The sequence below is a fragment of the Amycolatopsis sp. NPDC043885 genome (assembly GCF_056435685.1).
The window spans coordinates 87,796-99,706 of record NZ_JBWKEA010000025.1 but is presented as its reverse complement, the minus strand read 5'-3'; the positions used below and the strand labels follow the sequence as shown (position 1 = coordinate 99,706).

At 70.0% G+C, this 11,911-nt stretch carries 13 protein-coding genes; 5 read left to right on the top strand and 8 right to left on the bottom strand.

Annotation, left to right across the window (positions count from 1 at the left end; all coding sequences use genetic code 11):
- On the bottom strand, positions 1–395 hold a 395-nt coding region (locus AC069I_RS41130; RefSeq protein ID WP_478267786.1), incomplete at its 3' end, for an isocitrate lyase/phosphoenolpyruvate mutase family protein.
- Between the two features lie 514 nt (positions 396–909).
- On the opposite strand from AC069I_RS41130, the gene fusA reads away from it, so the two are divergent.
- Complete coding sequence (fusA, locus tag AC069I_RS41125) at positions 910–2,949, top strand: elongation factor G (protein ID WP_478267779.1); 2,040 nt, start codon at positions 910–912, stop codon at positions 2,947–2,949.
- A gap of 96 nt (positions 2,950–3,045) precedes the next feature.
- Here fusA and AC069I_RS41120 read toward each other — a convergent pair whose 3' ends face one another.
- The 6 genes from AC069I_RS41120 to pdhA all read right to left on the bottom strand — a co-directional run bounded on the left by AC069I_RS41120 (position 3,046) and on the right by pdhA (position 8,817).
- Positions 3,046–3,819, bottom strand: a complete 774-nt coding sequence (locus tag AC069I_RS41120) for a PE-PPE domain-containing protein (protein ID WP_478267778.1) — start codon at positions 3,817–3,819, stop codon at positions 3,046–3,048.
- Between the two features lie 71 nt (positions 3,820–3,890).
- Positions 3,891–4,241, bottom strand: a complete 351-nt coding sequence (locus AC069I_RS41115; protein ID WP_478267777.1) for a VOC family protein — start codon at positions 4,239–4,241, stop codon at positions 3,891–3,893.
- Positions 4,195–5,463 carry an MFS transporter gene (locus AC069I_RS41110; protein WP_478267776.1) on the bottom strand — a complete coding sequence of 423 codons (1,269 nt, stop codon included), beginning with the start codon at positions 5,461–5,463 and terminating at the stop codon, positions 4,195–4,197. Before AC069I_RS41110 ends, AC069I_RS41115 begins: the two co-directional genes overlap by 47 nt.
- A gap of 81 nt (positions 5,464–5,544) precedes the next feature.
- Positions 5,545–6,738 carry a dihydrolipoamide acetyltransferase family protein gene (locus AC069I_RS41105; protein ID WP_478267775.1) on the bottom strand — a complete coding sequence of 398 codons (1,194 nt, stop codon included), beginning with the start codon at positions 6,736–6,738 and terminating at the stop codon, positions 5,545–5,547.
- On the bottom strand, positions 6,731–7,729 hold the full coding sequence (locus tag AC069I_RS41100) for an alpha-ketoacid dehydrogenase subunit beta (RefSeq protein WP_478267774.1): 999 nt from the start codon (positions 7,727–7,729) through the stop codon (positions 6,731–6,733). Before AC069I_RS41100 ends, AC069I_RS41105 begins: the two co-directional genes overlap by 8 nt.
- Complete coding sequence (pdhA, locus tag AC069I_RS41095; RefSeq protein WP_478267773.1) at positions 7,726–8,817, bottom strand: pyruvate dehydrogenase (acetyl-transferring) E1 component subunit alpha; 1,092 nt, start codon at positions 8,815–8,817, stop codon at positions 7,726–7,728. Before pdhA ends, AC069I_RS41100 begins: the two co-directional genes overlap by 4 nt.
- Positions 8,818–8,952: 135 nt before the next feature.
- Between pdhA and AC069I_RS41090 the strand changes: the two genes are divergently transcribed.
- From AC069I_RS41090 to AC069I_RS41075, 4 genes are all read left to right on the top strand, one after another.
- On the top strand, positions 8,953–9,435 hold the full coding sequence (locus AC069I_RS41090; RefSeq protein WP_478267772.1) for an Lrp/AsnC family transcriptional regulator: 483 nt from the start codon (positions 8,953–8,955) through the stop codon (positions 9,433–9,435).
- A 94-nt stretch (positions 9,436–9,529) separates the two neighbouring features.
- Positions 9,530–9,760 carry a hypothetical protein gene (locus tag AC069I_RS41085; protein ID WP_478229412.1) on the top strand — a complete coding sequence of 77 codons (231 nt, stop codon included), beginning with the start codon at positions 9,530–9,532 and terminating at the stop codon, positions 9,758–9,760.
- A 141-nt stretch (positions 9,761–9,901) separates the two neighbouring features.
- Positions 9,902–10,201: a hypothetical protein gene (locus tag AC069I_RS41080; RefSeq protein WP_478267771.1), complete on the top strand. Its 300-nt coding sequence runs from the start codon at positions 9,902–9,904 to the stop codon at positions 10,199–10,201.
- Positions 10,202–10,316: 115 nt separating this feature from the next.
- Positions 10,317–10,778, top strand: coding sequence for a hypothetical protein (locus AC069I_RS41075; RefSeq protein ID WP_478267770.1), 462 nt, complete (start codon positions 10,317–10,319; stop codon positions 10,776–10,778).
- Here AC069I_RS41075 and AC069I_RS41070 read toward each other — a convergent pair.
- Positions 10,735–11,910: an ROK family transcriptional regulator gene (locus AC069I_RS41070; protein ID WP_478229415.1), complete on the bottom strand. Its 1,176-nt coding sequence runs from the start codon at positions 11,908–11,910 to the stop codon at positions 10,735–10,737. The two genes, AC069I_RS41075 and AC069I_RS41070, sit on opposite strands and share 44 nt — an antisense overlap.
- Position 11,911: the final 1 nt, after the last annotated feature.

Genomic DNA, 11,911 nt, shown 5'->3' with positions numbered 1-11,911 from the left:
GGGGTAGAGGGGGGGGGGGGGGGGGGGTGTTGGGGGGTGGGGGGGGGGGGGGGGGGGGGGGGGGGGGGGGGGTGTTTTGTCCCCCACCCCACCCCCCCCCCCACGACCGGGGCACTCAGGGCCACGCCGAGTTCCCGGAGCGCGGCCAGATCCAGTTCCTCGCCGAAGTTGCCGTTCACCGGGCACGCGAGTTCGCTGACCAGCGCGGCGACGTCGTCCCGGCGGCGCACCCCGATCGGATACACGCAGTCGGCGCCGGCCTCCCGGTAGAGCCTGCCCCGCCGGATGGCCTTGGCAAGCCTTTCCGGCTCCGGGATCCCGCGGTCGCCCAGGAACGCGTCGACCCGGGCGTTGACGACGATCGGGACGCCGGCCTCGGTCGCGGCCGAGCGGATGTCCGCGAGCCGCTGGGCGTGCCGATCGGCACGCCCAGCTTGCCGGTCCGGTGATCGGTGTCCTCCAGGTTGCAGCCGACGGCGCCGGTCTTCGCCAAGCCCAGCAGCTCGTCCGCCCCCATGCCCGGTTCCTTCCTCCTGTGGTGTCCCTCGAAAGGATGGACACCGCCGTCGCCGGAAACCGGTCGGTCTTCGCCCAGTTTCCTCCGGATCCGCGGAAAACCGGTTCCCGGTCCGCGTCTCCGGTGGCTACACTCGCCGCGAATCATCCCGGCGAGGAAGGACAGGACAGTGCGTCATCACCACGCCGTCGTCGTCCCCTCGGCCCGCTACGAGGTGATCCTCGTGTCTCCGCGCGTCCGGTGCCTGCCGCGCGGCTAGCACCGGCCCGTTGACGAACGCCTGACTTTCTCGCGCCCGCTTCCCGTCGTCTCACGACGGCGAGGGCGCCTGCCCGCGTTCGCCCGAATCGCGCAGTCCGAGCTCCGGAGATCACTTTCGAAAGGCCCGCGCCATGCGCACCGTCCCCTTGTCCGCCGTCCGCAATCTGGGCATCCTCGCCCATGTCGACGCGGGCAAGACCACGCTGACCGAACGGATCCTGTACGTCACCGGAACCACTTACAAACGTGGTGAGGTCCATGACGGCACGACCGTGACCGACTTCGATTCCCAGGAGCGAGACCGTGGCATCACCATCTTCGCCGCCGCCGTCAGCTGTACGTGGGACGGCCATCTCGTCAACCTGATCGACACCCCCGGCCACGTCGACTTCTCCGACGAGGTCGAACGGTCGCTCCGCGTCCTCGACGGCGCGATCGCGGTGTTCGACGGCGTCGCCGGGGTCGAACCGCAGAGCGAATCGGTGTGGCGCCAGGCCGACCGCCACGGCGTACCGCGGATCGCGTTCGTCAACAAACTCGACCGCGCGGGCGCCGATCTGGACGCGGCCGTGGAGTCCATCCGGGAGCGGCTGCATCCGCGTCCGCTGGTGGTCCAGCTGCCGATCGGGGCGGAAGACGGTTTCGCGGGCGTCGTCGACCTGCTGCGGATGCGGTCGCTCGTCTGGGCCGACGGCGCCGAGAGGGCCGAGGAAGGACCGGTTCCGGAGTCCCTTGTGGACGAAGCGAACCGGCGTCGCCGTCTGCTCGAAGAGACCGTGGCGGAACTCCATCCGGCCGCGCTGGACGAGTTCTGCGAGTCTTCGGCGGTTTCGACGGAGACGCTGGTCTTGGCGCTGCGCGAGCTGACCCGCACCGGGGACGGCGTCGTGGTGCTGTGCGGCTCGGCCTACCGCAACCGGGGTGTGGAGCCGTTGCTGGAAGCCGTGGTGGCGTACCTGCCCTCGCCGTCGGATGTCCCGGCGGTCCGGGGTGAGTACGAAGGCACGGCCCGCGAACGGCCCGCCGATCCGTCGGCGCCGTTCGCGGCACTGGTGTTCAAGGTGACCTCGACCGCCACCGGGCGGTTGACGTACCTGCGGGTGTACTCGGGCACGATCCGGACTTCGGAGGCGGTGATCGACGTGGGCAGCGGTCGTATCGAGCGCGTCGGCCGCATCCTGCGGGTCCAGGCGGACCGGCACACCAGGGTGGACAGCGCCGTCGCGGGCGACATCGTCGCGGTGGTCGGGCTGAAGACGGCCCGCGCCGGCGCGACACTGTGCACGCCGTCGGAGCCGCTCCTGCTCGAGCCGCCCGTCGTGGCCGATCCGGTCGTGTCGGTCGCCGTCGAGGCACGGACGGGAACCGACACGGAACGGCTGATGGCGGCGTTGGCGCGGCTGGTCGAGGAGGATCCGTCGCTGGTCATCCGGACCGATCGCGAGACCGGCCAGACCCTGCTCTCGGGAATGGGCGAGCTGCATCTGGAGGTGGCGGTGGAGAAGATCCGGCGCGACCACGGCCTGGCCGTCGGCGTCGGGCGGCCTCGTGTCGCCTACCGCGAGACGGTGGCTCGGGGCGTGTCCGGTTTCGTCTACCGGCATGTCAAGCAGGACGGCGGCGCCGGGCAGTTCGCCCACGTCGTCATCGACACGGAACCGTTGGAGGAAGGGGAGTTCGAGTTCGAGTCCACTGTGGCCGGTGGCCGGGTGCCGCGGGAATACGTCCGCGCTGTCGAAGCCGGTTGCCGTGACGCGCTGGTGGAAGGCCCGCTCGGCGGGCATCCGGTGACCGGTGTGCGGGTCACGCTGACCGACGGGGCCACCCATGCGAAGGACTCGTCGGAGATGGCGTTCCGGACGGCCGGGCGATTCGCGCTCCGGGCCGCTTTGGCCGCCGGCACGGTCACCCTGCTGGAGCCGGTCGCCGAAGTGACCGTCACCGTGCCCGAAAGTGCTGTCGGCGTGGTGCTCGGCGACCTCGCCGCCCAGCGTGGCCGGGTGCTGGGGTCGGTGGTGCGCGCGGGAACGACCGTGGTCACCGCGACCGTGCCGCTGGCCGAACTGTTCGGCTACGCGACACGGCTGCGCAGCCGCACCCAGGGGCGGGGCACGTTCACGGCCCGGCCGACCGGCCACGCCCCGGCACCGGAGGGACAGCCGGTCCGGTAGATCGACGATGGCCCGCCCACGACATTGTGGGCGGGCCATCGCCCGAACCGCTGCCACCCGGCGATCGGGCGCCGGGCGGCAGCCGTCTTCAGCCGATCACGCCACCGGCCACGGCGGACGGCAGTTCTGCCGCGGCAACGCGTGCGATCCGTTGGTGTACACGCCGTCCGCGATCGTGTCCTCCATGATCGAGCGGTGATCAGTGGGCCGGGCCCACTGGTAACACAAGTGCTGGGCGAAGTACCCGCCCGGCGCTTCGAGGGTGTCGAAGTGGCAGACACCGTCGGTTTCGATGCAGTAGCGGATGTACGGGATACCGCCGAAGTCGGTGCGGCCGGGACCGAACGACACGTAGCCGCCGAACGGCGACGGTGCCCCGGTACCCGGCGGGAGCACCGCGCTGATCCCGCGTCCCGGCGGGCCGACGGGCTGCATCGGGTCGGCGAAGATCTTCGCCCTGAACCGCGACCTGTCCACCGCCAGCTTCCCGTCGGCGATGTCGTTCAGCACCAGGTTCGCGACCAGCGCGCCCTGCGAGTAGCCGACGACGGTGAATTCCGCGCCGGGGTTCTCGTCGAAGGAGCTTTGGGCGACACGACGGGCTTCTTCGTGCCCGCGCGCGACGCTCTGGTCCATCGGCGTCTGGTCGCAGTTCGGTGCTCCGGCGGCCCCCGCCGGGTAGTGGACCACCTTCTTGATCCCGCCACGCAACCAGGCGTCGTTGTAGACGGTCGCGGCCCCATCGCAGGTGCCGCCGATGAGGATGTAGTAGCGCGCCTGGTCGGCCTGGGCAGCCGGCGCCGTGACGCCGATCAGCCCCGCGGCCAGCGCGGCCGCCGCCAGGACCCCCCTGAGCTTCTTCACACTCATGCCCCTTTCGTTCGACTACGGTGCGTGTTCGAACGCTAGGGACGAGTCATGAAATTTCGATGAAACAGCCTTCAGCGATGGGACAGCACGTTGACCACGTGACCGCCGGGATCACGGACGAAGAACCGCCGGACACCCCAGGGCTCGTCGGTCAGTTCGTGCACGATCTCGGCGCCGGACGCCTTCGCTTCGTCGTACGCCGCGTCGACGTCGTCCACCTGGATCGAGACGGCCGGGACGACGGGCGCCGTCTCGTCGTGGGTCATGAGGCTCAGCTGCACCTCCGGCCGATCCGGATCGGCCAGGGTCACGATCCAGCCGTGATCCATCACCACTTCGAAGCCGAGCACCCGCTCGTAGAAGGCCTTCGCCTGCTCAAGAGACTTGGTCTCGAGGTCGGCTACCACTCTCTTGATCGCCATGCGCCGATACTGGCACAGCCCTCCGACGGTTTCGGGGGAGCAGGAGCGGGGTCGCGAGCATGAGCGCTCCGGCGATGCCGACCGCCGCGCGCGGTCCGGTGAACGCCGCGAGCAGGCCCCACAGCGCGGTCAGCGAAGCGGTGGTGAGTTTTCCGGCGATCGACCAGGCCGACAGCGTGCGCGCCGCTCGGTCGAGGGGAACCTGTTCGAGCCTGCTGGTGGCGAGCACCGGGTTGAACACGCCGATACAGGTGATCAGGCAGAATTCGACGACGATGACCAGGATCAGCCCGGGCACACCGGGCTGGATGAAGACCAGCCCGACGGGCCAGCAGACCCGCAGCCAACCGGCGGTGAAGAGGACGCGGTCCCGGCCGTACCGGGCGACCACGGTCCGGGAGAGCCTCGCCCCGATCAGCCCACCGAGGCAGGGCACGGCGAAGGCGACCGCGTACTCCCACGGAGCGAAGCCGAGTTGCCCGAGCATCAGGACGGCCATCAACGGCGCGGTCGCCATGATCAACCCGTTGACCACGATCGTGTTGACGAACAGCGGGCGCAGCAACGGGTGGGTGAGGATGAACCGCCAGCCTTCCCGCAGGTCGCGGCCGGTCAGCCGCGGCCTCTCCCGTTCGGTGGGTGGCGGCTCCGCACCACCGACCGCACGGATCCCGAGCGCCGAGAGCAGATAGCTGACCGCGTCGGCGGCGATCGTGATCACCGGCCCGAAGAGGCCGACGGCGAAACCGCCGAGCGGCGGACCGAGCACGGTCGCGGTCCAGGTCGTCGATTCGAATCGGCCGTTCGCGATCAGCAGATCTTCGGGTGGCAGCAGGGTCTTGAGGAACGCCCCACTGGCGGCCAGGAACGTGATGTCGGCTGCGGCGACGATGACGGACACAGCGAGAAGCTGACCGAACCCGAGCAAGCCGAACGCGTACGCCACCGGGACGGTCAGCAGCGCCGCACACCGGATCAGATCCATCGCGATCATCACCGGCCGTTTGCGGCGGAACTCGACCCAGGGGCCGAGCGGCAGCGCGACCACGGCGCCGACGACGAGACCGGCGGCCGCCAGCAGCGAGACCTCCGTGGTGCCCGCGCCCAGCGCCACGATGGCGATCAGGCTGAACGCGTCGAACGCGAACCTCGTGCCGAAAGCGCTCGCCGCGTACGCCGCCCACAGCCAGCCGAACCGTCGCCCCAGCGATCTCCCACCCACCCGCGAGATCAAAGCAAGCCGGGACCTCGAAGTCGAACAACGTGTCGTTGGCGGGTCACAACCGCGGGTTGTGCGGCCCGCTCACAGCTCCCCGAGCGCGGTGACCGGCGACTCGACGCAGTCGGCGACGAACCGCAGGAATCCGCCGGCGGTCCCGCCGTCGCACACCCGGTGGTCGAACGCCAGGGTCAGCTCGCAGATCTTGCGCGCCACGAGCGCGCCGTCGACCACCCAGGCGCGGTCGATGATCCGGCCGATGCCGAGGATCGCCGCTTCCGGGTGATTGATGATCGCGGCCGAGCCGTCGACCCCGAACACGCCGTAGTTGTTGACCGTGAAAGTCCCGCCGGTGAGACCCGCCGGGCCGAGTTTTCCTTCCCTGGCTTGTGTGGTGCGGTCTCCGATCGCGGCCGAAAGCTCCCTTGTGGACAGTGAGCCCGCGTCGCGGACCACCGGTACGACGAGACCCCGGTCGGTCTGCGCGGCGAAACCGAGGTTGATGTCCCGCAGCTGCACGATTTCGTCGCCCTCGACACGCGAGTTCAGCTCCGGGTACTTCCGCAGGCCCGCCACGGCGAACCGGGCGACGAGGCCCAAAAGGCTCACCGGGCGATCCGGTGCCGAGGCGTTGAGCGACTTGCGCGCCGCGACGAGTCCGGTCGCGTCGACGTCGACCCAGACCGTCGCTTCGGGGATCTGACGGCGCGAAGTCGTCAGCTTGTCGGCGACCGCCTTGCGAACGCCGGTCAGCGGGATCCGCGTCTCGCCGTCCCGCTGCTCGGGGACGGTGAGCGCCGCTTCGACGTCGGCCCGCCGGATGATGCCACCCGGACCGCTGCCGGTCAGCTTCGTCAGATCGATCTTGTTGTCCGCGGCCATCTTGCGGACGAACGGGGAGATCACGCCCGGCGCTTTCGACGGCTTCTCGGGTGTGGCGACGACGGTGCGCGTCCGGCGGCGCCTCGTCGTGGTGGTCGTGCCGTAGCCGATGAGGACGTTGCCACTGCCTTCGCTCGCGGTCGTCACGCCGGGTTCGGTGAAACCGGGGCCGATGGTGAGCAGCGGAGCGCCGACCGGAAGCGACTGGCCGGGTTCGCCGTGGAGGCGGGTGACGACGCCGGCGAACGGCACCGGCACCTCGACCGCGGCCTTCGCGGTTTCCACTTCGACGACGGGCTGGTCGACACCGACTGAGTCGCCCTCCGCGACCAGCCAGGTGACGATGGTGCCTTCGGTGAGCCCTTCGCCGAGGTCCGGGAGCAGGAAGTCAGGCACCGGCCACCACCGGTTCGTCGTTCCACTGCAGCCGGGCGACGGTGTCCAGGATCCGGTCGACGTCCGGAAGCTGATGGCGCTCCAGTTTCGGTGGCGGGTAAGGGATGTCGAGGCCGGTGACCCGAAGGACCGGCGCGTGCAGCTGGTGGAAGCACTGCTCGGTGACCCGGGCGACCACCTCGGCGCCGTAGCCGCCGAACCCGGCGGCCTCGTGGACGACGACCGCACGTCCGGTGCGGCGCACCGAAGCGGTCACCGTCTCGTCGTCGAACGGGCTGAGCGACCGGAGATCGACGACCTCGACGTCCCAGCCTTCGGCGGTCGCGGCCTCCGCGGTCTCCAGCGCGGTGGCGACCATCGGGCCGTACGCGATCAGCGTGACGTCGTTGCCCTCGCGGCGCACGACCGCGCGGTCCATGGCCGCGCCGTCCCGGGTGAAGGACACAGGTTCCTTCGACCAGTAGCGGCATTTGGGTTCGAGGAAGATCACCGGGTCCGGTGAGTCGATCGCGTCACGCAGGAGGTCGTAGGCGTCCTGGGGAGTGCCGGGCGTGACGACGCGCAGGCCGGGGGTGTGCGTGTAGTAGGCCTCGCTCGAATCGCAGTGGTGCTCGACGCCGCCGATCCCGCCCGCGTAGGGGATGCGGATGACCATCGGCAGCGACAGCGCGCCGCGGGTGCGGTTACGCAGTTTCGCGACGTGCGAGGTGATCTGCTCGAAGGCGGGATAGGCGAAGGCGTCGAACTGCATTTCGACCACCGGGCGGAACCCGCCCATCGCCATCCCGACCGCGAAACCGACGATGCCGGACTCGGCCAGCGGCGTGTCGAAACAGCGTTCCTCGCCGAAGTCGGCGGTGATGCCGTCGGTCACCCGGAACACGCCGCCGAGCGGGCCGACGTCTTCGCCGAAGATGAGTACGCGGTCGTCGTCCTTGACAGCGTCGCGCAGAGCTGCGTTGAGCGCCTGTGCCATCGAGATCTCGGTCATCGGGCCTCCAGTTCGGCGGCGACCAGCGCCCGCTGGGCGGCGAGTTGGCGGGTCGGGACGGCGTACACGTGCTCGAACAGCGACATCGGATCCGGCTCGACGTCGGCGTTGAGGGTGTCGCGCACCCCGGCGGCGAACGTCTCAGCCTCGGCCTGGAAGCGCTCGATATCGTTGGTGGACAGCAGATTCTCGGTGGTCAGATACGTTTCGAGACGGCGCACCGGGTCGGCCGCGCGCCACTTCTCGACCTCGGCCTGATCGCGGTAGCGGGTGGCGTCGTCGGCGTTGGTGTGCGCGTCGATCCGGTAGGTGTGCGCCTCGACCAGGACGGGGCCGAGGCCGGAGCGCGCGTGCGCGACGGCGTCGTCCAGCACTGAGAGGACCGCGACGGCGTCGTTGCCGTCGACCTGCTCGGAGCGCACGCCGTAGCCGACACCCTTGTACGCCAGCGCGGGGGCGGCGCTCTGCTTCTCGAACGGCACGGAGATCGCGAAGCCGTTGTTCTGCACGAAGAACACCACCGGCGCCTTGAACACGGCCGCGAAGTTGAGCGCCTCGTGGAAGTCGCCCTCGCTGGTGGCGCCGTCCCCGATGAGCGCGAACGCGACGCTGTCCTCGCCGCGGCGCTGCATCGCGTGGGCGAGCCCGGCCGCGTGGAGGGTCTGGGTGGCCAGCGGGGTGCACTGCGGAGCGACACGGGTCTTGGCGGGGTCGTAGCCGCAGTGCGCGTCGCCGCGAAGAAGCGTCAGGATCTCGCCCGGTTCAAGGCCGCGGGCGACGAGCGCGACGGAGTCGCGGTAGGTGGGAAAGAGCCAATCCGCGTCGGTGAGGGCCAGTGCGCTCGCGACCTGGCAGGCCTCCTGGCCGGCACTCGACGGGTAGACCGCGAGACGGCCCTGCTTGGTCAGCGCGGTCGCCTGGGCGTCGAACCGGCGGCCGAGCACCATCAGCCGGTAGGCCTCGACGAGCCGTTCGGACGGCGGGTCCGAATAGCCGCCGTGCTCGTCGACGCGTGTGCCGTCCTCGGCGAGGAACCGCACCGGGACTTCGGACGGCAGCAACGCGGCGGCAGGGGTCTCCCGCGACATGGCGCAGCACCACCTTTCACAGACATATGATGCTGAGATGGTGGTTTCCGGAGTCCCAGTGTTCAAGAGGCACGCGGAATGAGCGACAAATTGTCCGTCGGATCGGTTCAGCCGGGCCAACCGTCCAGTAGTGGCGTGGCTCACGGGCCGGATCCGGGACGAACGGTCCTTGCCCTCGACGACATCGATCGCGCGATCGTCGCCGAACTCACCGCCGACGGCAGGCTCGCCGTCCGCGCGCTGGCGGAGCGCCTGCACATCTCGCGTACGAACGCCTACGCGAGACTGGACCGGCTGATGTCCGAAGGCGTCATCACCGGCTTCGGCGCCCGGATCGACCCGCGGCGGGCCGGACTCGGGACGAGCGCGTACATCCTGATCACCGTCGAGCAGACGTCATGGCGGACGATGTCGGCCGAGCTGCGGCAGATCCCGTTCGTCGAGCACGTTTCGCTCGTCGGCGGCGACTTCGACATCCTGCTGCTGGTGCGGACACCGGACAACGCTTCGCTGCGGGATGTCGTGCTGGAACGATTGCAGGCGCTGGACGGCGTGCGGTCGACGCGGACTTGGCTGATCTTCGAAGAACAGCCGGGCGTCGCCCCTCGTGAATGGTGAGGACGTGTGCCGGCCGGAGGTCTCGCGTCTATGAAGGATTTGGGACGGTGAGTGTCCCAGATCCTTCATAGACGCTCCTGCGATCTTCGTCGCGATGCTGCCGCAATTCACCGACCCGGCGGTGCGCTGGCCGGTGCTGCTCCAGATGAGTGTTCTAGGCCTGACCTTCGTCGGCACCTGCGCGGTGGTCTACCCGTGCGTCGGGGCGGGAGCGCAATCCCTGTTGCGCGCACGCCCTGCCGTGTCACGGACCGTTTCCCGGATCTCCGGCGCGTCGATGATCCCGGTGGGAGCACTCCTGGTCGTCGAGCGGCTGGTGGCGTGAGTGCGGCGTATGCGCTTGATGCGCGCGTCGATGTCCGCCGGATGGCGACGGTTTCTGACACGTTCGCCGGGCGGTGACGCTGTAACGCTCTTCGCCCTCCCACCGAATACAGTCGGGTTCGATGGCGGAGGCGGAGGAATCATGGTGCGTGTCCTGCTCCTGCTGCCGGTCGCCGTGGCGTGCTTCGTGGCGGTCGCCTGCGCGAGTTCGGCTCCGACGACGAGCAAGGTGCCGGCCAAGACGAAGGTACAGGCGGCTTGCCGCGAAGACGAGGATCAGTGCCACGAGCCGGGGACGACCATCAAGGGCCGGACCGGCGGTTGCGTGAACGCCGGGCGGGGGATGACGCAACGGGACGTCGAGAAGCAGCGCGACGAGTGGCTTCGTCGGCATGCGGGTTGGTGCGCCGCGGGCGAGACCGGAGCCGTGGCACCCTGTTGACCGAGACGCATCGCCGAGCACGCCATTCGGGTGATAACGGTTCGGCATTCGATGTATCTGACCTGCTCCCCATTGACACCTTCCTACGATCGCGGCGACTGGGTGGAGGAATGCGGTGACGGTGGAGTGCGCGGGTCAGGACTACCTGACGCGGCAGATCGGGGCTCTGCTCGAAGCGATTCGCGAAGAGGGGCCGGTCGGTGAGGGCAGACGCAGTTTCCGCCTCGCGGGGCATCTCGCGGCGGAGGGCGGGTTCCACCTCGGTGACATCCTCGCCGCGACGGCCCAGCTGCTGGCGGTCCACGCGTGGAACAACGGCTATCTCGGCGCGGCGGAGCTGCTGACGCGCCGGATGCGGGACTTCGGTGCCGAGTCGGTGGAGCTGGTGCAGTACCTCGTGCGGTTGGAGACCGGGAGCGAGCAGGGCTGGCTTCCCCAAGACGACCGTGAAGCCCTCATCGACTACGCGCGGCGGGCTCGGAGGCCCGACATCGAACGCCGGGCGCAGGCCATCGAGCCGTTGCCGCCCGGGGTCAGCGGCCCTGAGCGTCCTGATCGGATGGCCAGTGAGTCGTGAGATAGTGCTCCGGGTCAGCGAGGATGCCGCGGATCACCGATCCGGCGGCCCCGCGTACGGCGGCTCCCGTGCCGAGCGCCGAGCGGACGACCCGCACCGGCGACCACGCCGTGCTGGGCACGCGGCGTTCGAGCTCGGCGAGGAGTGGCTCACGAAGCCACGGCTCCAGCCGGGCGTAGGTTCCGCCTAGCACCACCGCCGGAACGTCCATCAGATTGACCACAGTGGACAGTCCGACGCCGAGATGTCCCGCGGCGGTGGTCACCGCGGAGACCGCCGCGTCGTCGCCGGATTCCAGCGCGGAGACCAGGTCGTCCACCGTTTCCGCGCCCGCGAGCCGCAGGATCTCCTCCTGTCCCGCCATCCGTTCCAGGCAGCCGTTCGCGCCGCAGGAACACGGCGGGCCGTCGGGCGCCACCGGCAGGTGGCCGATCTCGCCGCCCGCGCCGCGGACGCCTTCGAACAGCGCGCGGTCCAGCACGATGCCCGCGCCGATCCCGATCTCACCGGACACGTGGACGAAATCCGGCAACGCCGAGCCGTGCCAAAGTTCGGCGAGCGCAGCGAAGTTCGCTTCGTTGGCGACGGTGAACGTCTCGCCGAGCCGGTCGGCGAGGTCGACGTCGCGCCAGCCCAGGTTGGGCGCCAGCCGCACGAGCCCGGATTCGACCAGGCCCGGAACCGCGATACCGACGCCGCCGACGGGAACACCCAGCGCGTCCGCCCGCGTCTGTGCTCCTCGCAGGAACGCCGAGACGCGCTGGAAGACGCGCGGGGTCCGGTTGTCCGCGTACCGGACCTCCTGCGCCCGGACGGTGCCGGTCAGATCGACGAGGCAGGACGCCAGGTAGTCGACGCCGATTTCGATGCCGAGCCCGTGCGGGCCGGTGGGGGAGAGCGACACGACGGTGCCGCGCCGCCCGGGGCCAACGCGCTGTTCCGGTTCGCCTTCGGCCACGAGATCCGCCGCGATCAACCGGTCGACCACGCTCGACACGGTCGCCTTCGTGAGTCCGGTGACGGCGGCCAGGCCTGCCCGTGAGGTGCCGGGACCATCCGCGATCGCCCCGAGGACGAGGGCGGCGTTGTGCTGCCGCACGGTGTGCTGTCCCGCCGGGCGCGTGCCTATCATC

Excerpts from the sequence above, each read along its gene's own strand:
- fusA (WP_478267779.1), top strand. The coding sequence starts at position 910 with ATGCGCACCGTCCCCTTGTCCGCCGTCCGCAATCTGGGCATCCTCGCC.
- AC069I_RS41120 (WP_478267778.1), bottom strand. The coding sequence starts at position 3,819 with ATGAGTGTGAAGAAGCTCAGGGGGGTCCTGGCGGCGGCCGCGCTGGCC.
- AC069I_RS41115 (WP_478267777.1), bottom strand. The coding sequence starts at position 4,241 with ATGGCGATCAAGAGAGTGGTAGCCGACCTCGAGACCAAGTCTCTTGAG.
- AC069I_RS41100 (WP_478267774.1), bottom strand. The coding sequence starts at position 7,729 with ATGACCGAGATCTCGATGGCACAGGCGCTCAACGCAGCTCTGCGCGAC.
- pdhA (WP_478267773.1), bottom strand. The coding sequence starts at position 8,817 with ATGTCGCGGGAGACCCCTGCCGCCGCGTTGCTGCCGTCCGAAGTCCCG.
- AC069I_RS41085 (WP_478229412.1), top strand. The coding sequence starts at position 9,530 with ATGCTGCCGCAATTCACCGACCCGGCGGTGCGCTGGCCGGTGCTGCTC.
- AC069I_RS41080 (WP_478267771.1), top strand. The coding sequence starts at position 9,902 with ATGGTGCGTGTCCTGCTCCTGCTGCCGGTCGCCGTGGCGTGCTTCGTG.
- AC069I_RS41070 (WP_478229415.1), bottom strand. The coding sequence starts at position 11,910 with ATGATAGGCACGCGCCCGGCGGGACAGCACACCGTGCGGCAGCACAAC.